Below are 20,961 nucleotides of genomic sequence, written 5' to 3'. Positions count from 1 at the left end.
ATGCGAGTAGTAGCAGCAATGAGCGGTGGTGTGGATTCGGCGGTCGCGGCCGCCCGGGCACTCGAAGCAGGCCACGAGGTTATCGGCGTGCACCTGGCGCTGTCCCAATCCCCGGAGGCCGTGCGCGCCGGCTCCCGCGGCTGCTGCTCCCTGGAGGACTCCGCGGATGCCCGCCGGGTGGCAGACAAGCTCGGCATCCCCTTCTACGTCTGGGACTTCTCCGACCGCTTCAAGGCCGACGTGATCGATAATTTCGTGGACTCCTACGCCATCGGCGAGACCCCGAACCCGTGCCTGCGCTGCAACGAAAAGATCAAGTTCGAAGCCCTGCTGGATCGCTCCATCGCGCTGGGCTTCGACGCCGTGGTCACCGGCCACTACGCGCAGCTCCACGACGGCGTGCTGCGCCGGGGAGTGGACGCGGACAAGGACCAGTCTTATGTCCTCGGCGTGCTGACCGACGAACAGCTGGCGCACTGCATGTTCCCGGTCGGGGACACGGTCAAGCCCGAGATCCGCGAGGAGGCTGCCGACGCCGGCTTCGGGGTCGCCAATAAGCCGGATAGCCACGACATCTGCTTCATCCCGGATGGCCGAACTCAGGCATTTCTGGGCTCGAAGATCGGCCTGCGCCCCGGCCTGGTGCAGGACACCGGCGGGGAGACCGTGGCGGAGCACGACGGGGTGTACGGCTTCACCGTTGGTCAGCGCAAGGGCCTTGGTCTGCCGCGCGAAACCCTGGACGGCCGCCCACGCTATGTCACGGATATCGACGCCCACACGGGCACTGTGACCGTCGGCACCCGGGAGGACCTGCGGGTCGGCGGGATCATCGCCGACCGCCTCAAGCGGCTCGATCCGGAAGTGCACGGCCGCGAATTCGACTGCGAGGTGCAGGTGCGCGCCCACGGCGGGGTGGTTCCCGCCCGCGCCCGGTTGGTTGACGACCCAGCCCCGGTCACCCCGGCGGGGCGCGTGAAGGAGGCCGACGAGCTGCCGTGGCGCCTGGAGCTGGAGCTGCTGCAGCCCCTGGAGGGCGTGGCCCGCGGCCAGGCCGCCGTGGCCTACCGCCCCGACGAGGCTGGCGACATTCTGCTGGGTTCCGGCACCATCCGTGCGACGACGCCCCTGGGTGCTCCGATTGAGGAGCAGCCCGCACCCGGCACCGTCGGCGCGGTGGACGCCGACGCCATCGAACAGGGTGAGGACGCCCAGCGATGACACGTCTCGGCTGGTGGGAATCCTTCGCCACGACCCACCCGGATCAGAACAGTGCCCTGGAGGCCGCGCTTCTCCGGGGCGTCGATGTGGATGAGGATACGGGCGCGCCGGGCGGGATCTCCCTGCCCCGCATCCAGCCTGCAGGCGAGCCCGGTGTCAAGGACGTCGCGCTGGACGTCACCGCCCTGACCGCCGGTTTCGCACAGCTCAACCTCGCCGCGAACCCGCGGGGCTGGGAGATTAGCCACGGGGCCAGCCTGATCGGTCGCCAAACCCGGTCCTATCTCTCGGAGCTCCGAGACTTGGTGCCCGAGGTGCTCGCCGAAAGGCGCGCCCCACGGATCATGCTGAACGCCGCCGGGCCCTGGAGCTTTGGCGCCACCGTGGAGCTGGCGGGTCACCCCATCGTGGCCGACCGCCCAGCCTTCCGGGATATCGCCCTTACGCTGGGAGCGGGGTTGGCGGAGACCGCCGAATGGCTGGCCAGCGCGACCGGCTCGGAGGTGTTCATCGGACTCCACGAGCCCGCCGTGCCGCAACTATTGGCCGGGCTGGCCGGGGCCACGCGGTGGGACCGGCTGGCCCCGGTGGATCCCGAGCACATCCTGGGCGTGTGGCAGCGGCTGCTCGGCCAGTTGTCCGCGGGCGTGGGAACCGTGCTGCACGAGTGCCCGCCCGAGCTCTTCCGGGCCATCCCGCAGGTGGGCTTCGCCCGCATCGGCGTTGCCTCCGAGCTCCTCTTTGGCGAGCAGTCCACCTCCGAGCTCAAGGACGCCATTGGATCCAGCGTCGGGGCAGGGCAGGGGATTGGCGTCTGCGTGCCGCGCCCCGCAGAGCCGCAGGGGGCCGCGGCGATCGAGGACAGTGCCGCCACGTACGCGGGTGCCGTCCAGCGCCTGTGGCAGCAGTGGAGCTTCCCCGCGGAGCGGCTAGTCCAGCAGGTTGACCTCTGCGCGATCACCCCGGGGCTGGACAATCTCGCTGTGAGCCCCGCGGTGGCTGCCACGTGGTCGGCGACCGTGCGGATTGCCGCACGCAACCTCGCTGCGGGCTAAGCTCCACCCTCGCTGTCCTCGCCCGGCCCCTCGCTCAGCAGCTTGTGGAACCCGGCTTCGTCGAGCACCGGGATGCCCAGCTCCTCGGCCTTCGTGAGCTTCGAGCCGGCCTTGGCCCCGGCGACCAGATAATCCGTCTTCTTGGACACGCTGCCGGTCGCCTTCCCGCCGCGGGACTCGATGGCCTCCTTCGCGCTGCTGCGGTCGAAGTCCTCCAGCGTGCCCGTGACAACGATGCTCAACCCGGCCAGCAGGTCGGCCTGAATAGTCCCGGCCGCGTCGGCAGAAGGCTGCTCGGTGACGTCCTGCTCCATCCGCACCCCAGCGGCCGCCCAGGCGTCGACGATCTCTTTATGCCAGGAGACCGCAAACCAGTCGCGGACGGATTCTGCGATGATGGGCCCCACCCCGTCGACGGTGGACATCGTCTCCACATCGGCGGCGGCGACGTCCGGAATGGAACCGTAGTGATTGGCCAGGGCCTTCGCCGCGGTCGGTCCGACGTGCCGGATGGACAGGGCGACGATGACGCGCCACAGGTCGACCTCCTTGGCCGCCGCGAGCGTCGTCAACAGCGTCTCGCCCTGCTTATTCAGCGCGCCGGACTTCGTCGTATACGCGTCCGTGCGGCGCAGATCCTCCTCCGTCAGCGAGAACAGCCCCGTCTCGTCGGGCAGCACGCCGGAATGGATGAGGTCATAGGCGGCCTTCTCACCCAGAGCATCGATGTCGAAGGCCCCGCGGCCGGCGATGTAGGTCAGGCGGGTGTGCAGCTGGCCGGGGCAGTAGCGGGTATTGGGGCAGCGCCAGTCCGCATCGTCTCCTCGGGCCGGGGCCAGGGGAGTGCCGCACTCCGGGCACAGGCTGCTGAAGAGGAACTCGCGCTCCGCACCACTCCGGGCGTCCTCCACCGGGCCGAGCACCTCCGGGATGACCTCCCCGGCCTTGCGGATCATGATCTCATCGCCCAGGCGCACGCCCTTGCGGTGGGCCTCGGAAGGGTTGTGCAGGGTCGCCATGGTCACGGTGGAACCCGCGACGTACTTCGGCTCCATCACCGCATACGGGGTCGCCCGGCCGGTGCGGCCGATCCCTAAGCGGATGTCGTGCAGCCGGGTGCGGGCCTCCTCCGGCGGATACTTATAGGCGATCGCCCAGCGCGGGGCGCGGCTGGTTGTTCCGTGCCGCTGCTGGGACTCTGTGTCGTCGACCTTGATGACGAGGCCGTCCATCTCGTGGTCCGCATCGTGGCGGTGGTCCGCCCAGTAGGCGACCTGCTCCAGGACCTCCTTGGCGCTGTGCACCTGCTTGGTATACGGGCTCACCGGCAGACCCCAGGCCACCAGCGCCTCGTAGGCCGCGTGCTGGGAGGCCGGGGTGAAGCCCTCGCGGGCGCCGATGCCGTGACAGATCAGGCGCAGCGGGCGGCGCGCGGTCTCCGCCGGGTCTTTCTGGCGCATCGCTCCGGCAGCGGCATTGCGCGGATTCGCAAACATTTTCAGCCCCTCCGCCTGGCGTTGGGCGTTCATCTTCGCGAAGTCCTCGACGCGGATGAACACCTCGCCGCGGATCTCCACGAGCTCCGGGACCGGGAAGTCCTCGGAAGGTTGCAGGCGCGCCGGAATATCGGAGAGGGTGCGGGCGTTGTGGGTGATGTCCTCGCCGGTCGTGCCGTCGCCGCGGGTGAGAGCGAGGTCCAGGACGCCGTTACGGTAGAGCAGGTTGATCGACGCGCCGTCGATCTTCAGCTCGGTGAGGTAGGTCTTGGCCGGGGTGCGTTCCAGCCAGGAGCTCAGCTGCTCGGTGTCGAAGACGTTATCGAGCGAGAGCATCGGCTCCTGGTGGTCCACGTTGCGAAACGGGCTGGACTCCGGAGGGGCCGGGGCGACCTCGGTGGTGGGGCTGGGGCCTGTCACCGCCTCGGGGTGGGAGTTCTCGAACTCCTGAAGGCGGGTGAGCAGGGCGTCGAACTCGGCGTCGGAGATCTCCGGACTGCCGTAGTAGTAGACCTCGCGGTGGTGCCTGACCTGGTCCGCGAGGGACTGCCACTGCTGGCTCAGCTCCGCAAGCGCAGGATCGGAGGTCGCGGGATTGGCGGCGGGCGAGGAATCGGAATCGTATTGAGTGTTCACGGGATCCAAGTCTATCGAGGACCCGCTCTGGCCTGTCTGGCGCTCCGGTTAAAGTAAGGATCATGACCGCAGCGCATTTCAACCCGGCTCACATGCTGAGCTTCGACCTAGAGACCACCGGCACCAATCCACTGTCCGCCCGCATCGTGACCAGCGCCATGGTGCGCATCCGTGGCAGCCAGGTGGAAGACGTCGAACTGCTCGCCGACCCAGGCGTCGAGATCCCCGAGCAGGCCAGCGCGGTGCACGGCATCACCACCGAATACGCACGGGAGCACGGTAAGCCTCACGACGAGGTCCTGGCGGAGACGATCCGGGCGATCCGGCAGGGCTGGGAGGAGGGCGCGACCCTCGTGGTCTTCAATGCGCCCTATGATCTGACGGTGCTGCGCAGCCAAGACCCGAGCTTCACCGTGGACGGCCCGGTCATCGACCCGCTGCTGCTGGATCGCCACTTCGATCAGTACCGCAAGGGCAAGCGCACCCTGGGGGCGGTTTGCGAGCACTACGAGGTGGCTCTTGACAATGCGCACGAGGCCACCGCCGACGCGATCGCCGCGGCGCGGGTGGCGTGGAAGATTGCCCGCGAGCACCCGGAGCTGACCCAGATGAGCGCCGACAAGCTCATGTTGGACCAGTCCACCTGGTACTACGAGCAACAGTCCAGCCTGGCGGAGTACTTCCGGTCCAAGGGGCGCGACGCCAACGTGAACACCAGCTGGCCGCTGCAATAGGCCGGGCGCCTATAATTTCAAAACATGTCTTCCTCACCACACCCCACCGCAGCTGATTACCTCAAGGACATCGTGGCCGCCCCGGTCTACCGGGCGGCCAAGCACACCTCCACCGACGCGATGCCGTCGCTGTCGAAGCGCCTGAACAACCGGGTGCTCGTCAAGCGCGAAGATCTGCAGCCGGTGCACAGCTTCAAGATCCGTGGCGCGTTCAACCGCATGGCGCAGCTCAGCCCGGCGGACCGCAGCCGGGGCGTCGTCGCCGCATCGGCGGGCAACCACGCGCAGGGCGTGGCACTGTCCGGCAGCGAGCTGGGCATCCAGACAACCATCGTCATGCCCGAGATCACCCCGCAGATCAAGGTCGCGGCCGTGCAGGGATTCGGCGGCAGCGTGCTGCTGCACGGCGCAAACTTCGACGAGGCTAAGGCCAAGGCCATCGAGCTCTCCGAGACCGAGGGCATGGTCTTCGTACCGCCCTTCGACGACGAGGCAGTCATCGCCGGCCAGGGGACGATTGGCCTGGAGATCTTCCAGGATGTCCCGGAGATCGACCGCGTGTTCGTGCCCATCGGGGGCGGCGGGCTGGCCGCCGGCGTGGCGATCCTGCTCAAGCAGCTGAATCCCGAGATCCAGGTCATCGGCGTGGAGCCGGAGGAGTCCGCTTGCTTCGAGGCAGCCAAGGAGGCTGGCGAACCGGTGGATCTGGCGTACACGAGCCTGTTCGCCGAGGGCGTGGCGGTCAAGCGCATCGGCGACGAGACCTTCCGCATCCTCAACAAGTGGCTGGATGGGGTCGTGACCGTTAGCTCCGACGAGATCAGCGCGGCGATCAAGGACATCTTCGACGACACCCGCGCGATCGCCGAGCCCGCCGGTGCGGTGGCCCTGGCGGGGCTGAAGCGCTTCTGCGCAGAGCACGAGGTCAGCGATGAGACACTGGTCCACGTGCTCTCGGGCGCGAACGTGAACTTCCACTCGCTGCGCTACGTTTCCGAGCGCTCCGAGCTCGGCGAGGGCAGCGAGGCGCTGTTCGGTGTGACCATCCCCGAGGCCAAGGGTGCGTTCCTGGACTTCTGCACGGTGCTGGGCAGCCGCGCGGTCACCGAGTTCAGCTACCGCGTGGGCGAAAACGACCAGCCGGCGAAGATCTTCGTCGGTGTGCAGCTGAAGTCCGGCCACCAGGAGCGGGCCTCCATCCAGGCGGACCTGGAGGCCGCGGGATATGGCGTGGTCGACCTGTCCGAGGATGAGGTCGCCAAGGAGCACATTCGCTACATGATCGGCGGCCAGCCGCCGCACGCGGTGTCCGAGAGCGTGTTCGCCTTCGAGTTCCCGGAGCACCCGGGTGCGCTGATCCGCTTCCTCGAGGTGCTGGGCACCCGCTGGAACGTCTCCGCGTTCCACTACCGCAGCATCGGCATGGACTACGGCCGCGTACTCGCCGCATTCGAGAACGTCGAGGGGGACGCGGACTTCTCGGAGCACCTGGAGAAGCTGGGCTACCACGCGACGGAGGTCAGCTCCAGCCCGGCATACCAGTTCTTCCTCCAGGCCTAGTCGGCCCGGCAATGGCCCGGATCGGGTTCATCAGTTCTGGGCCACTAGTCCTGAGCCAGTAGTTCCCGGCCACTAGTCATTGTCGGCGCAAAATAGCGCGCCCAAGATGCAGCCCAGCTGCCGCAGGTGCTCCACCTCGGAGAGCAGGAAGTCCGGGCCGCCTGGGCGACCCACGATGAGGATTAGCGAGGAACCCTCGATGGGGGTGGCGGCAAGCGAGGAGTCCATGACCGCCCAAGGCTCGGGAATCCAGTCCTCCTGCTCGGGGTTGAGAACCCGAGCCTCGCACACGGGCGCCGAGTCCAGCTCCTGGCCGTTGTCTTCAGGAGCAGCGCTCGAGGCCGCGATGCGGTGGGTACGGGGCGCGGTATCCAACACGATGGCCCAGCCCGCGGACATGGAGCGCGGCAGATCCGCCATCAGCGTCTCCAGGGCCTCAGCGCGGCGGGAGCGCAGCGCCGCGATGGAGGCCAGCATCTGCACCTGGCCGCGGCGGTCGATCGAGCCGGAGAACGGGCGGATGGAGTCGACGAACACGCCCTCGACTTCCTGGGCTGCGGTGATCAAGACGTCCGGCAACGTGCCGTGGGGCAGGTCCACGACGATGTCGTCAACGACGACGATCTCGTTGTTCAGGGAGTCGTCTTCGTCGTAGCCGACGATGTCGACGCCTTGGATGTTGCCGTCGACGTTGCCGAGCGCCTGGGCGATCTTGCCGAGGGCGCCGGGCGAATCGGGTACGCGCACGCGCATTAAGTAAGACATGCCCCAAAGTCTAGCGACCCGTGCGGAAAACTTAAGGAGTTCTTTTCTGGCCGGGGCATGCTAGGTGAACGTGCACGCCCTTGACTAGAGTTATGGGCATGTCTGAAATTTCCCGCGAAAATGTTGCCCACTTGGCCAAGCTGGCACGCCTCGAGATCCCGGAGGATGAGCTGCAGAGCTACGCAGACCAGATCGACGACATCATCGAGCATGTCGCCGCGATCTCTAAGGTCGATACCGAGGGCGTTGAGCCACTGAGCCACCCGACTCAGAACGTCGACGGTGCCGTCTCCGTGATGCGCGAGGACGTCGTCATGCCCGTGCTGACCGCCGAGCAGGCCCTGGACCAAGCACCGGCAGTGCAGGATCAGCGCTTCCAGGTTCCGCAGATCCTCGCCGACTAATCTGCCTTAGCTTTGTGCCTGGCTGGCACGCCGGAATAACAACACCAACTCCACGCAGCGCACCCACGCTGCCGATGATTACAGCTCAAAGGACTATTGATGACTGAAGCTCAGCGCCTGACGGTCGGGGAGCGTACGGACTCCGACTTCACGACCTGGACCGCCGCCGAACTGGCAGAGAAGATTCACTCGCGGGAAATCAGCTCTGTCGAGGTGACCCAGGCTCACCTGGACCGCATTAGCGACGTTGATGGGGAGATCAACGCTTTCATTCACGTCAACGCCGACGAGGCACTGGCTGCCGCCCACAACGTCGACGCCGCCATCGCCGCTGGTGATACGCCGACCTCGAGCCTGGCCGGCGTGCCGCTCGCGCTGAAGGATGCCTTCGTCACCACCGACGCGCCCACCACCGCGGGCTCGAAGATGCTCGAGGGCTACATTAGCCCCTACGACGCGACGCTGACCCTGCGTCTGCGCAGCGCTGGCATCCCGATCCTGGGTAAGACCAACATGGACGAGTTCGCGATGGGGTCCTCCACGGAGAACTCCGCTTATGGCGCGACCCGCAACCCATGGGATCTGGAGCGTACCCCGGGTGGTTCCGGTGGTGGCTCCTCCGCCGCGCTGGCTGCGGGCATGGCGCCGCTGGCCATCGGCACCGACACGGGCGGCTCTATCCGTCAGCCGGCTGCGTTGACCAACACCGTGGGTGTGAAGCCGACCTATGGCACCGTCTCCCGTTACGGCCTCATCGCCTGCGCATCCTCCCTGGACCAGGGTGGCCCGGCGGCCCGTACGGTCGAGGACACCGCCCGCCTGCACCAGGTGATTGCGGGCTTCGACCAGAACGACGCCACGTCCTCCCGCCACGAGATCGCCGACGTCGTCGCAGCCGCCAAGCTGGGTGCGAACGGTGACCTCAAGGGCGTGAAGGTCGGTGTGGTCAAGCAGTTCCAGCAGGCAGAAGCCCTGCAGGCGGGCGTGCGCGAGCGCTACGAGGCCAACCTGGAGCAGCTGAAGTCCCAGGGCGCGGAGCTCGTGGAGGTCGACTGCCCGAACTTCGACCACGCGCTGAATGCCTACTACCTGATCCAGTTCTCCGAGATCTCCTCCAACCTCGCCCGCTTTGACGGGATGCGTTACGGCCTGCGCGCCGGCGACGACGGCACCCGCAGCGCCGATGAGGTCATGAGCCTGAGCCGCGCGCAGGGCTTTGGTCCGGAGGTGAAGCGCCGCATCATGCTGGGCACCTACGCCCTGTCCGTCGGCTACTACGACGCCTACTACCTGCAGGCCCAGCGCGTGCGTAACCTCATCGCGCAGGACTACGCCAAGGCCTTCGAGCAGGTGGACGTCATCGCAGCACCGACCACCCCGAGCACCGCCTTCAAGCTGGGCGAGAAGGTCGACGATCCGCTGCAGATGTACCTCTTCGACCTGTTCACCCTCCCGCTGAACCTCGCCGGTGTCTGCGGCATGTCCGTTCCGGGCGGCCTGGGCAGCGATACCCAGCTGCCAACCGGCCTGCAGCTGATGGGCCCGGCCCACGGCGAGGAGAGCATCTACCGCGTCGGCTCCGCCTTCGAGGCAGGCCGCGAGAGCTAAGTCCTCGGATCAGCAGCTCAGCTTTCGGCCCCGCACCCAGATTCGATTTGGGTGCGGGGCCGCTGGCGTACAGTAGACCCTATGGTTACTATGGGTGATGGCTGGGCAATTGGCGTCGATGGTTCCCGCAGGTGGGGGACCTTGGGGGCCGCCGGGCTGTTCCTCTGCGCTCCATCCGAGGGTTCGGAGGAGCCGGTCGTCCTCATGCAGCACCGCGCATGGTGGACCAACCGCGGGGACACCTGGGCGATGCCGGGCGGGGCGATCGATTATGGGGAAACTCCCGAGGAGGGCGCGAAGCGGGAGACCTGGGAGGAAACCGGGATCGACCCGAACGATGTGACGGTCGTGGATACCGTGGTGACCTCCCGCGTGGAGCTCGACCACGTCCTGCGCCGGGAGGCGGTCCGCCCACAAGACCAGCACCTGCTCGACCCCGTGCGCGCCATGATCGAGCGCGACGGTGATGTGCGCCAGGCGCTGCTGGATAACCCGATCTATCACCCGGTCCACGGCGGGCGTGCCGTGTTCGGCCTTGGCGCCAAGTTCTGGTGGGAGGTGCCCGACGACACGGTCAAGGAGTGGCGCTACACCACCGTGATCGGCCGCGCCCCCTACCCGCTGGAACTGGCCCCCACCGAGGAGTCCAAGGACCTGCGCTGGCAGCCACTGTCCAAGCTGGAGGAGCTCGACCTCATGCCCGAGTTCCGCGCTAGCCTGCCCGAGCTGCGCGCGAAAATCCGCGACCTCGACATGTTCTAGCCGCGCGTGCTCGCAGCTGCTTCCGGGAGGTGCAGCTACAGGGCCCACCGGCTCGCGCGGGGGAGGGGAGAACCCCGAGTCGGGGCCACGAACAGCCACTTGAATGATTAGATAGGGGCTGTGACTGAGCAAAAATACCCGGAGCTACCCCTGGAAAGCCGAGGCGCGTGGCGCTCGCTGATCGCCCTGTGCGTCGGCTTCTTTATGATCCTTCTGGATCAGACCATCGTCGCGGTGGCCACCCCCGACCTGCAGGATCAGCTGAATGCCAGCTATAACCAGGTCATCTGGGTGACCTCGATTTACCTGCTCTTCTTCGCCGTTCCCCTGCTGGTCACCGGCAGGCTGGGGGACCGATACGGGCCGAAGAACGTCTACATCGTGGGCATGGTGATCTTCACCCTGTCCTCGCTGGCCTGCAGCTATTCCGCGACCATCGAATGGCTGATCCTCTCCCGAGCGGTGCAGGGCCTGGGCGCGGCACTGCTGACCCCGCAGACCATGTCCGTGATCAACCGGGTCTTCCCGCGCGAGAAGCGTGGCGCGGCCCTCGGCGTGTGGGGCGCGGTGGCCGGCCTGTCCACGATGCTGGGGCCGATCCTCGGCGGGGTCATCACCTCCTCCCTGAACTGGCACTGGATCTTCCTGGTCAATGTGCCCATCGGCATCGTGTCGATCGTGCTGGTCGCGCTGTGGGTCCCGCCGTTCGAGCCGACGGACAAGCCGATCGACGGGCCGTCCATGCTGCTGTCCATGGTCTCGGTCAGCCTGATCATCTTCGCGATCCAGCAGGGTGAGACGGTCAGCTGGGCGTGGTGGATCTGGGCCCTGGTGCTGGCCGGCGTTCTCGTCGGCGCGCTGTTCTTCCGCCGCCAGTCCCGGTTGACCCACGCCGCGGGCTCCGCCAACCGGGACGCCGTCCTGCCCACCACCTTGTTTTCCCGCCGCAGCTTCTCGATGGGTAACGTCGCGATCTTCACGATGGGCTTTGCCACGGCCAGCATGATGCTGCCGCTGATGATGTACTTGCAGCAGGTTCACCACCTGTCTGCGATGACCGCGGTGCTCTACGTGGTGCCGATGTCTCTGCTGGCGCTCCCGCTGTCCCCGTTCGTCGGCTGGCTCATCGACCGGATGGACGCCCGCCCGCTCGCGGTGACTGGCTTTTTCTTCATGGTCGCCGGCATCGTGGGGCTCTACCTTGTCCTGCGCCCGGGCGCTGCGCCTGCCGCCATCATCGTGCCGATGCTCCTGCTCGGGGTGGGCAACTCCGCCGTGTGGTCCCCGAACTCCGCCATGACGCTGCGGGACCTCCCCGCGACGCTGGCGGGTGCGGGCTCCGGGGCGTACAACACCATCCGGCAGGTCGGCGCGGTCACCGGCGTGGCGGTGGTGGGGGCCGTCATCCAGATTCGACTGCCGCATTACGCGACCGAGGGGCCGGAGGCCATTGCGCACGCTTTCGGCCAGTCCATGCTCCCGATTGCGGCTGCGCTGCTGGTCGGGCTCGTGGCCACGATGGCGTCCGGAAAATCCGAGCCAGGACCGGCTCACCGCAACTAGTGTGGCTGGCGTGGGCGGAACAACGGCCTGACAACCGCCCGCGACGCAGCTCGGGAGGAACACTTTTATATGCGCATTGCAATTTTGACCAGTGGTGGCGACTGCCCCGGACTCAACGCCGTGATCCGTGGTGTGGTCCGCACCGCCGGGGCGGCCGGCGTCGACGTCATCGGTTTCGAGGACGGCTACCAGGGCCTGGTGGAAAACCGCACGGTCCCGCTCTACGACGACGCCTACATTGACCGCATCATCCGCTACGGCGGCACCATCCTTGGCACCGGCCGCCTGCACCCCGATAAGTTCAAGGCACAGATCGACACGATCAAAGCCAACCTGGCGGAAAACGAGGTGGACGCCCTCATCCCGATCGGCGGCGATGGCACCCTGCGCGGTGCCCAGTTTCTGTACCAGAACGGCATCCCGGTCGTCGGCATCCCGCAGACCATCGACAACGACGTCGACGGCATGGACTACACCTTCGGTTTCGACTCTGCTGTCGCGGTGGCCACCGAGGCGATCGACCGGCTGCACACCACGGCGGAGTCCCACAAGCGCGTCATGATCGTGGAGGTCATGGGGCGCCACACCGGGTGGATCGCGCTGCACGCCGGCATGGCCGGTGGCGCCCACGACGTGCTGTTGCCGGAGTTTCCCTTCGACATCGACGAGGTTTGCGGGCGTATGGAGAAGCGCTTCGAGCAGGGCGAGCGCTACGGCATCATCTGCGTGGCCGAGGGGGCCCGGCCCGTCGGCGGGCCCCTGGACGGGATCGGCGAGGAAAACGAGCTCGACGAGTTCGGCCACGTCAAGATGCGAGGCATGGGCTACCAGGTCGCCCGCGCGGTGGAGAAGCGCATGGGCGTCGAGGTGCGATCCTCCGTGCTGGGGCACATGCAGCGCGGCGGTACCCCAACCGCGTTCGATCGCGTGCTGGCCACCCGCTGTGGTGTCAACGCGACCCGCGCGGTGATGGAGGGCAGGACCGGCAAGGTGGCCGCCCTGCACGGCGAGAAAATCGACCTCATCGACTTCGAGCAGGCCGTCGGGCGGGTGAAGTCCGTGCCGGACTACCGCTACCAAAACCTCCAGGGCCTGCTGGGCTAAAAGCACCCGAGCCGATTACAGATGACCGGTGGCAAAGGTACTAAGATGGGCGCCATGACTGCGCAGTTGTATGACTATTCCGACGATGTGATGGATTTCGACGAAGTGCTGGAGCGCTTCGAACCCGTGATGGGAATGGAGGTCCACGTCGAGCTGTCCACGAACACCAAGATGTTCTCCACCTCGACCGCGGCCTTCGGCGGGGATCCGAATACCCACGTGGACCCGTGCAGCCTGGGTCTGCCGGGCGCACTGCCGGTCGTCAACAAGCAGGGTGTGGAGTGGGCCATCAAGATCGGGCTTGCGCTGAACTGCAAGATCGCGCCGTACTCCCGCTTCGCGCGCAAGAATTACTTCTACCCAGACCAGCCGAAGAACTACCAGATCAGCCAGTACGACGAGCCGATCGCCTACGACGGCTACCTGGACGTCGTCCTCGATGACGGCACCGAGTGGCGCGTTGAGATCGAGCGCGCCCACATGGAGGAGGACACCGGCAAGCTGACCCACCTCGGTGGCGCTTCCGGTCGCATCCACGGCGCGACTGCCTCCCTGGTGGACTGCAACCGCGCCGGCGTGCCGCTGATCGAGATCGTCACCAAGCCGATCGAGGGCGCTGGCGAGCGCGCCCCGGAGATCGCGCGTGCCTACGTCACCGCGCTGCGCGACCTGGTTAAGGCCCTCGGCGTGTCCAATGCCCGCATGGATCAGGGCTCCATGCGTGTGGACTCGAACCTCTCCCTGCGCGAGAAGGGCAGCACGGAGTTCGGCACCCGCACCGAGACCAAGAACATCAACTCCCTGCGCTCCGTGGAGCAGGCCGTGCGCTTCGAGATGCAGCGCCACGCCGCCTGCCTCGTCAATGGGGTGCAGATCCAGCAGGAGACCCGCCACTACCAGGAGGACGGCACCACCTCGAAGGGGCGCCCGAAGGAGTCCATGGCGGACTACCGCTACTTCAACGACCCGGACCTGCCGCCGGTCTTGGCCCCGGAGGAGTGGGTCGAGGAGATCCGCGCGACCCTGCCGGAGATGCCGTGGATCCGCCGCGCCCGCATCCAGAAGGAGTGGGACCTGCCGGACGCGGAGATGCGCGACCTCGTCAACGCTGGTGCGCTCGACCTGATCGTGGAGACCACCGAGGCTGGCGCGGATCCGGCGGATGCCCGTAGCTGGTGGGTGGCCTACCTGGCGCAGAAGGCCAACGAGCAGGGCGTGGAGCTCGAGCAGCTCGACATCACCCCGGCTCAGGTCGCTCGCATCATCGAGCTGGTCAAGGAAGGCAAGCTGACCACCAAGCTCGCCCGCCAGGCCGTGGACGGCGTATTGGCAGGGGAGGGTGACGTCGACCAGGTGGTCAAGGACCGTGGCCTGGAGGTCGTCCGCGATGACGGAGCGATCGAGGCCGCCGTCGACGAGGCTCTGGCTGCAAACCCGGACATCGTGGAGAAGTACCGCGCGGGTAATAAGAAGGTCACCGGTGCGATCGTCGGTGCCGTGATGAAGGCGACCAAGGGCAAGGCTGATCCGGCGCAGGTCAATAAGCTGATCGCCGAGAAGCTGAACTAGCACCGCGCGGCCACCGCTCGCGTGCGTGACGCGCGGGCGGTCGCGTGAAGCCTCCGGGCCACGAGAAATCGGGCCCGGAGGTTTCTTATTTTCTCTCGCCTTGAGGGGGCGCGAGAATGTAGAGTGTTGGTTATGGAAACTAAGTATCGAGGTCTGAATGTTCCCCTGACTCCGCTGCGGTTCCTAGAGCGCAGCGCCAATGTCTTCCCAGAAGCCACGGCCTGCATCGACGGAGTGCGGCGCATCAGCTTCAGGCAGTTCCGAGAGGATGCGGAGGCCTTCGCTCGTGCGTTGCGGGCCCACGGCTTGGGGCTGCACGACCGGGTAGGGGTGCTTGCCCCGAATAGCTACGAGGCTCTGCTGGCGCAGTTTGCCGTGCCTCTCGCTGGGGGAGCGACCGTGCCTATCAACACCCGGCTCGCGGCTGCGGAGGTGGCCTATATCCAAGGTCACGCTGGGTTTAATATCCTCATCGGTGCAGCTGACCTGCTAGTCGGCGTGGTTGAGGAACTGCCAGAAGAACTGCGGCTGCTGGAGATCCCAGAGTTGGACGGCACCCAGCCCGGGAAGTTCCCCTCTTTCGCGGATTTCATCGCGCCCCACCGGGAAGGCGAGGACCTAAGTTATCGGGTGGCCGACGATAATGAGCCCATTGCGATCAATTACACCTCGGGCACGACCGGTAAGCCGAAGGGCGCCGTGTATACGCACCGCGGGGCCTACCTCAACGCCATCGGCGAGGTTAACGCGCAAAATTTCGCCAGCGACAGCGTCTATCTGTGGACGCTGCCCATGTTTCACTGCTCAGGCTGGTGTACCGGCTGGGCGACGATGGCGGTTTCGGCAACCCAGGTGGCGCTCCGGGCGGTGCGAGGGCCGGAGATGTGGCGCCTGATTGCAGAAGAGGGGATCACTCACATGTGTGGCGCTCCCGCGGTGCTCACCACGCTGGTCGATGATGAGAACAAGCGGCGCGTGAAGAACCTCAGGATCGTGACTGCGGGAGCCCCGCCGAGCCCCACCATCATCACTCGGTGTGAGAATCTAGGCATCGAAGTCACGCACGTTTATGGGCTGACGGAATCCTACGGGCCGTTTACCGTCTGTGAGCCACAGCGCGCGTGGTCGGATATGACTGTCCGGCGTCGTGCGGTTCTCAAGGCTCGGCAGGGCGTAGCAATGATCACCAACGAAGAGGTGCTGGTCATCGAGCAAACTGCTGAAGATGATGATTCGATTGTCGAGGTGCCTAGTGATGGTGCGACGATGGGCGAAATCGTCATGACTGGCAATGGGGTGATGGCGGGTTATTTCGAGGATGAGGAGGCCACCCGCATCGCCTTCCGGGGTGGGTATTTCCACACCGGCGATCTCGGTGTCAAGCACCCCGATGGCTATATTCAGCTGCTGGATCGGGCCAAGGATGTGGTGGTCAGTGGCGGTGAGAACATTTCCACGATCGAGGTGGAGCAGGGCATCGTCAGTTACCCGGATGTCTCTGATTGTGCGGTCATTGGAGTTCCGGACGAGAAATGGGGCGAGAGGCCGCGTGCGTACGTGGTGCTGCGGTCGGAAGCTCGAGGGGATGATCCGGAGGCGATTTCTGAGGCGATCATCGCCCACTGCCGGGTAAATATGGCGGGCTATAAGGTGCCCAAGGATATCGTCATCCTCGACGAGCTGCCCCGGACCTCTACTGGCAAGGTGCGCAAGAAGGAACTACGTGACGAGGCGTGGCAAGGGCAGGAGGCCAAAATCCACTAACGGCTGCTTGGCGACCGAAGGTGGGCCTAGGGCGCTAGCCTGCACACATATTGAAAATGGCTATCAATTAATGTAGGTTCGCGGTGTGCAGAAACGTCGTCTTAGCTCGCCGGCGGTAGCAATCGCCATCGCGGCGATCCTGGCGGCAATTCTCTTTATCGCAGCGCTCGCCATCGGGCCGGTCACCATCGCGGTGCCGGATGTGCTGGCCAGCGTCTGGGCGCAGATCACTGGGCGTGGCGAGAGCGCCCAGGAGGATCCGGCACTGGGGAGTGCCTATAACGTCGTGGCGGCCATCCGCTTGCCCCGCGCGATCATCGCCGCGCTCGTGGGCGCGGCCCTGGCCGTGGCCGGAACCGTGATGCAGGCAGTCTTCCGCAACCCGCTGGCCGATCCCGGCATCATCGGTGTGTCTGCCGGGGCGGCGACTGCCGCGGTGCTGGCCATCGTCACCGGATTCAGCGCAGTAGCCGCCTGGGCGCTGCCGGCCTCGGCCTTCCTCGGGGCGCTGGGGGCTGTGGCCATCGTGCAGCTGGCCGCGGCGATGCGCGGGGGAGGGCCGGCCACCCTCGTGCTCGTCGGTATTGCACTCAGCGCGTTTTTGGGTGCGGTCACCGCGGCGGCGATCGCCAACGCACCCTCGGACTCGGATATCCGCGGCGTGGCGTTCTGGCTCAACGGCGATCTTGTCGCCCGCACCTGGGAGCACGTCGTCATCGCGAGCCTGCCGATCGTGCTCGGCATCGTGCTTCTGCTGTTCTTTAGCCGGGACCTCAACATCCTGCTGATGGGCGACCAGGCTGCCCGCACCACTGGTGTGAACGTGCGCCGGGTTCGGGTTGTCACGCTTACGGTTGCTGCGTTGATCACCGCGTCGGCGGTGGCGGTCTCCGGCGTGATCGGCTTCGTGGGGCTCGTGGTGCCGCATCTTATCCGCCTGATCATCGGCCCGAATCACAAGGCCTTGTTGCCCACCGCCGCGCTGGCCGGTGCGGCCTTTCTACTGGCAGCAGACACGATAGCCCGCATGCTCTTCGCCCCCGTGACGCTGCAGACCGGAACGGTCGTGGCCTTCATTGGTTCGCCGATCTTCCTCTGGCTTCTGCTGCGTGGCCGTCGCCCGGCGGGGTGGTCGGCATGATCGACGCTCGCATCACCGTCCCCGGCATCCTCGCCGACGTCGCCTTCTCGGCCGAACAGGGCCAGGTCACCGGGATCATCGGACCCAACGGTGCGGGCAAGTCGACGCTGCTGCGCGGGGTCTGGCTGGATGCTGGAACCTCCGACCGGCAGCGCGCCCGGCAGATGGCGGTTGTTCCCCAGGACACGACGATGAGCTTCGACTTCTCCGTCGCCGAGGTCGTCCAATTTGGGCGCCACCCCCACGTGTCCCGCTTCCAACAGTTCACGGATTCCGACCGCCGGATTGTGGAACACGCGCTGGCGAGGGTGGGGATCGAGCACCTGAGGGAGAAATCGGTCAACCAGATTTCTGGCGGCGAGCGCCAGCTCGTTCATGTCGCACGCGCGATCGCGCAGGACACCCCGGTTCTGCTGTGCGATGAGCCCACCAGCGCGCTCGATCTTAAACACCAGGTGCGGGTGCTGAAGCTGCTGCAAGAGCAGGCACAGCAGGGCAAGACCGTGGTGGTTGTCCTGCACGACCTGACTCTGGCGGCGCGGTACTGCGACCGGCTCGTCCTCATGGCGGAACGAAACGTGGCGGCCACGGGACCGCCCGAGGCGGTGCTCTGCCCGGAGTTGGTATCCGAGGTCTACGGCGTCCCGGTGGACATTAGGCCGGACCCGGTCACGGAGAGCCTGCGGGTCACCCCGCTGTGACACTGCGTTGCACCGCGTGGCGGCGGATTATCCGCTGCCTCGGGTAATCCGAAACCCGAATCCCACGGTGGCGGGGCGCTCTACAGCTAAGCCCCGAGACCCAAGACAAAAGACTTTAAGGATGAGAATGACTACTGCTCGAAAGCACTGGCGCCGCGCGCTGGTCGCGCTGACCCTGCCACTGTTCACCTTCGCTGCGGCCTGCTCCTCGGCCGAGGACGACGTCGCTGCGCAAGCTACCCAGGGTGCGGAGGAAAGCCGCAGTGCGGAGTCCACCGAGTCCGGTGAGGCGGTAACCAAGCCACAGCGCATCGCCTCCTTGTCCTCCGATGCGACTAGCGTGCTCGCGGAGCTCGTCGATCACGAGCGCATCGTGGCATCCCCGGCGACCCCTGGCAGCAAGCCGGTGGGCGGAACCGCGCTTCCCGACGGGGTGCACGCCGACCCGGAGCAGGTGCTGGCGCTCAACCCGGACCTGGTGGTGCTGACCGAGCGTCACGGTTCCGAGGGCTCCGCCGCGGACCTGCTCGCCAACAGTGGGGTGAAGGTTCACACTTTCAAGGACTCCGACTGGAGCTCCATCGACAGTCTCATGAAGAGCATGACCACCCTCGGCGAGCTGACCGGAGAGCAGAACAAGGCTCAGGATCTGAGCACGAAGATCGGCGAGCGACGCGATGAGATGGTGGGCCCACTGGACAAGAAGGCCAAGCCCCGCGTCCTGCTGCTCATGGCTCGCGGCGGCAAAAAGATGATTATGGCGCCGCCCACGATGGCCAGCGGCCTGGTGAAGGAGGCCGGTGGCGAGCTGATCTCCGAGGCTGAGGGCATGCGGGGTGCGGCGCCGGCAGACCCGGAGCGAATCGCCGCGCTCGCCCCGGACGTCATCCTCATCGAAGACTTCCGCGGGCAGGGCAAGGAGGCCTTCGCAGACCTTCTGGACCAGCCGGCGATCGCCGAACTGGGCGCACGGGTTGAGCTGATCTCCCCGGCGACCACGGGTGCCTCTGCGGGGTCGAAGATCACCACGGGGCTGGAGGATGTCGCCGAGAAGATTGGCACCAAGCGTTAGTGCCGAAGCGTTAAAAACCAAGCGCTAACTTAGGCGAAGGCGCCGGCCTCGTCGCCGTCCAGTACGTCCTCCCCTTGGGGAGCGCCCGGGGCGGTGCCCTCGCCGAACGGGCTGCCCGGGAGCTTTTCGCGGCCATGCTCGGTGTAGAAGATCTCCGGGCTTGGGCCGACCGGCACCACTCCGGTGGGGTTGATATCGGTGTGGACCAGGAAGTAGTGGTCCTTGATCTGCTGGAAGTTCGTGCTGTCGCCGAAGCCCGGTGTCTGGAAGAGGTCGCGCAGGTAGCCCCACAGGTTCGGCATCTCCGAGATCTTGTTTCGATTGCACTTGAAGTGGTTGTGGTACACCATGTCGAAGCGAATCAGGGTGGGGTAGAGGTACACATCCGCCAGCGTGATGTGATCGCCGACCAGGTAGCGGCGGCTGCTCAGTCGTTCCTCCAGCCAGTCGAGGGTGCTGAAGAGCTCGTTGAAAGCCTTCTCGTAGGCCTCCTGCGAACCGGTGAACCCTGCGCGGTAGACGCCGTTGTTGACGGTGCGGAAGACGCGCTCGTTGATCTCGTCGATCTCCGCGCGCAACGCCTCCGGGTAGAGGTCCGGGGCTCCGGGGCGCTGATAATCGGTCCACTGGGTGGCGAGGTCCTCGACGATGCTGAAGAAGTCGTTGCTGACCACGGACTTCGACGCGACGTCCACCATCGCCGGGACGGTGATTCCGCGAGGGTAATCCCGGTAGCGGTTGAGGTAAGCGTCGCGGAGCTTGCCGATCTTCAGCACGGGGTCGACGGAATCCTCGTTGAGGTCGAAGGTCCAGGACTTCCAGTCGTGGGTGGGGCCGGTGAGCCCCAGGGAGATCGCATCCTCCAGGCCCATTAGGCGCCGGGTGATCACCGCGCGGTGTGCCCATGGGCAGGCGCGGGCTGCGATCAGCCGGTAGGTATTCGGCTTCACCGGCCAGGCCTGCCCTTTGCCTGAAGCAGTGTTGCCTGGGTCGAAGTTTTCGACGTCCTTGACGATGCGGTCGTCGATGTAGTTCATGTCGCGGTCGAATTCGCCGCCCGATTCAACGTAAGCCATTTCCCTCACTGTCCTCTATATTTGCGTGCTCTGTTGGAGACCTGAGCCGCTAGGCCTTCCTCCATTATTGATGATATGTCAACAAAAGTCAGCCACTTGGGGGTTTGGCTGGCCTGAGCTGCGGGTTTTGTCACTTCATCCTAGGGAAGTTGCTCGATTGGGCAGGTGCAGTGTTCTCCGACACTCCGCGTCTGTTCGGTCTGTTCCTGGGGAAACTCGTTTAGGCTAAGGATATGACTGACGCATCGAATAATGGCAGGAAGTCCCAGAAGGGGGCGCTTGGAGGTTTGCCCTACGGGCACAGCGACCGCGCATCGGAACCGTACGCCGATATCGATGTGCCAGAGTACGAAGGCGCAACCCCGGAGCCAGCGGCGAAGGGTGCCTCGAAGTCTCCGGCTGCTCCAGCGGCGAAGACCGTGAAGAACGGCCCCGCTGTCGCGGATAAGAAGCCGGCTGCGAAGGCTGCCCCAACCGCGAAGACTGCGGCCAAGCCCAAGGCGAAGTCGGGTGACGCCAAGTCTCCAGCCTCCGCTCAGGCGAAGGCTGCCAAGGGCGATGCCCCGAAGGCAGCAGCAGCCAAGGCGGCTGGTCCGCAGCCTGCCGAGGCTAAGAGGGCCGACACCGCAGCGGCTGACGCTAAGACCACGGCCAAGGGCAAGGACGCAGCGGAGCGGACTGACACTGCAGGGGCGGCAGAGCGGGGGACCGCTGAGCAGGGCCGTCCGCG

17 protein-coding genes and 1 pseudogene are annotated in these 20,961 nt (G+C 66.1%); 15 read left to right on the top strand and 3 right to left on the bottom strand.

Features of this window, described 5'->3' with window-relative positions:
- Both mnmA and Q1V78_RS01210 read left to right on the top strand, forming a co-directional pair.
- The gene (gene mnmA / locus Q1V78_RS01215; RefSeq protein ID WP_300610747.1) at positions 1–1,221 is read left to right on the top strand and encodes a tRNA 2-thiouridine(34) synthase MnmA; all 1,221 of its coding nucleotides are present in this window, start codon (positions 1–3) and stop codon (positions 1,219–1,221) included.
- The gene (locus tag Q1V78_RS01210; protein WP_300610744.1) at positions 1,218–2,276 is read left to right on the top strand and encodes a hypothetical protein; all 1,059 of its coding nucleotides are present in this window, start codon (positions 1,218–1,220) and stop codon (positions 2,274–2,276) included. Before mnmA ends, Q1V78_RS01210 begins: the two co-directional genes overlap by 4 nt.
- On the opposite strand, the gene ligA is transcribed toward Q1V78_RS01210, so the two are convergent.
- On the bottom strand, positions 2,273–4,408 hold the full coding sequence (ligA, locus tag Q1V78_RS01205) for an NAD-dependent DNA ligase LigA (protein ID WP_300610742.1): 2,136 nt from the start codon (positions 4,406–4,408) through the stop codon (positions 2,273–2,275). The genes Q1V78_RS01210 and ligA overlap by 4 nt on opposite strands.
- Positions 4,409–4,470: 62 nt before the next feature.
- On the opposite strand from ligA, the gene Q1V78_RS01200 reads away from it, so the two are divergent.
- Together Q1V78_RS01200 and ilvA are read left to right on the top strand one after the other, a co-directional pair.
- Positions 4,471–5,142 (top strand): 3'-5' exonuclease, encoded by a 672-nt coding sequence (locus Q1V78_RS01200; protein WP_300610740.1) that lies wholly within the window; start codon positions 4,471–4,473, stop codon positions 5,140–5,142.
- A 24-nt stretch (positions 5,143–5,166) separates the two neighbouring features.
- Positions 5,167–6,702, top strand: coding sequence for a threonine ammonia-lyase, biosynthetic (gene ilvA / locus Q1V78_RS01195; protein WP_300610738.1), 1,536 nt, complete (start codon positions 5,167–5,169; stop codon positions 6,700–6,702).
- A 72-nt stretch (positions 6,703–6,774) separates the two neighbouring features.
- Here ilvA and Q1V78_RS01190 read toward each other — a convergent pair whose 3' ends face one another.
- Positions 6,775–7,467 carry an amino acid-binding ACT domain protein gene (locus Q1V78_RS01190; protein ID WP_300610735.1) on the bottom strand — a complete coding sequence of 231 codons (693 nt, stop codon included), beginning with the start codon at positions 7,465–7,467 and terminating at the stop codon, positions 6,775–6,777.
- 98 nt (positions 7,468–7,565) lie between these two features.
- On the opposite strand from Q1V78_RS01190, the gene gatC reads away from it, so the two are divergent.
- The 10 genes from gatC (at position 7,566) to Q1V78_RS01140 (ending at position 19,155) form a co-directional block, all read left to right on the top strand.
- Positions 7,566–7,871, top strand: a complete 306-nt coding sequence (gene gatC, locus Q1V78_RS01185; protein WP_070759377.1) for an Asp-tRNA(Asn)/Glu-tRNA(Gln) amidotransferase subunit GatC — start codon at positions 7,566–7,568, stop codon at positions 7,869–7,871.
- Between the two features lie 99 nt (positions 7,872–7,970).
- On the top strand, positions 7,971–9,479 hold the full coding sequence (gene gatA, locus Q1V78_RS01180; protein WP_300610731.1) for an Asp-tRNA(Asn)/Glu-tRNA(Gln) amidotransferase subunit GatA: 1,509 nt from the start codon (positions 7,971–7,973) through the stop codon (positions 9,477–9,479).
- An 81-nt stretch (positions 9,480–9,560) separates the two neighbouring features.
- The gene (locus tag Q1V78_RS01175) at positions 9,561–10,241 is read left to right on the top strand and encodes an NUDIX domain-containing protein (RefSeq protein ID WP_300610729.1); all 681 of its coding nucleotides are present in this window, start codon (positions 9,561–9,563) and stop codon (positions 10,239–10,241) included.
- A gap of 111 nt (positions 10,242–10,352) precedes the next feature.
- Positions 10,353–11,804: an MFS transporter gene (locus Q1V78_RS01170; RefSeq protein WP_300610837.1), complete on the top strand. Its 1,452-nt coding sequence runs from the start codon at positions 10,353–10,355 to the stop codon at positions 11,802–11,804.
- A 69-nt stretch (positions 11,805–11,873) separates the two neighbouring features.
- On the top strand, positions 11,874–12,908 hold the full coding sequence (locus Q1V78_RS01165) for a 6-phosphofructokinase (protein ID WP_300610727.1): 1,035 nt from the start codon (positions 11,874–11,876) through the stop codon (positions 12,906–12,908).
- A 54-nt stretch (positions 12,909–12,962) separates the two neighbouring features.
- Positions 12,963–14,477, top strand: coding sequence for an Asp-tRNA(Asn)/Glu-tRNA(Gln) amidotransferase subunit GatB (gatB, locus tag Q1V78_RS01160; RefSeq protein WP_300610724.1), 1,515 nt, complete (start codon positions 12,963–12,965; stop codon positions 14,475–14,477).
- A gap of 132 nt (positions 14,478–14,609) precedes the next feature.
- Positions 14,610–16,241, top strand: a complete 1,632-nt coding sequence (locus tag Q1V78_RS01155; RefSeq protein ID WP_300610722.1) for an AMP-binding protein — start codon at positions 14,610–14,612, stop codon at positions 16,239–16,241.
- An 85-nt stretch (positions 16,242–16,326) separates the two neighbouring features.
- On the top strand, positions 16,327–17,382 hold the full coding sequence (locus Q1V78_RS01150; RefSeq protein ID WP_300610721.1) for an iron ABC transporter permease: 1,056 nt from the start codon (positions 16,327–16,329) through the stop codon (positions 17,380–17,382).
- Positions 17,379–18,083: an ABC transporter ATP-binding protein gene (locus Q1V78_RS01145; protein WP_300610719.1), complete on the top strand. Its 705-nt coding sequence runs from the start codon at positions 17,379–17,381 to the stop codon at positions 18,081–18,083. The genes Q1V78_RS01150 and Q1V78_RS01145 overlap by 4 nt, the downstream gene beginning before the upstream one ends.
- A gap of 127 nt (positions 18,084–18,210) precedes the next feature.
- Positions 18,211–19,155, top strand: coding sequence for an ABC transporter substrate-binding protein (locus tag Q1V78_RS01140; RefSeq protein ID WP_300610717.1), 945 nt, complete (start codon positions 18,211–18,213; stop codon positions 19,153–19,155).
- Between the two features lie 29 nt (positions 19,156–19,184).
- Here Q1V78_RS01140 and Q1V78_RS01135 read toward each other — a convergent pair whose 3' ends face one another.
- Positions 19,185–20,231, bottom strand: coding sequence for a glutathione S-transferase C-terminal domain-containing protein (locus Q1V78_RS01135; protein ID WP_300610715.1), 1,047 nt, complete (start codon positions 20,229–20,231; stop codon positions 19,185–19,187).
- A gap of 233 nt (positions 20,232–20,464) precedes the next feature.
- On the opposite strand from Q1V78_RS01135, the pseudogene Q1V78_RS01130 reads away from it, so the two are divergent.
- A pseudogene (locus Q1V78_RS01130) lies at positions 20,465–20,961 on the top strand (DoxX family protein); the annotation flags it as partial.

The organism is Corynebacterium sp. (genome assembly GCF_030152825.1).
Lineage (GTDB): Bacteria > Actinomycetota > Actinomycetes > Mycobacteriales > Mycobacteriaceae > Corynebacterium.
This window is presented reverse-complemented; position numbering and strand designations above follow the sequence as displayed.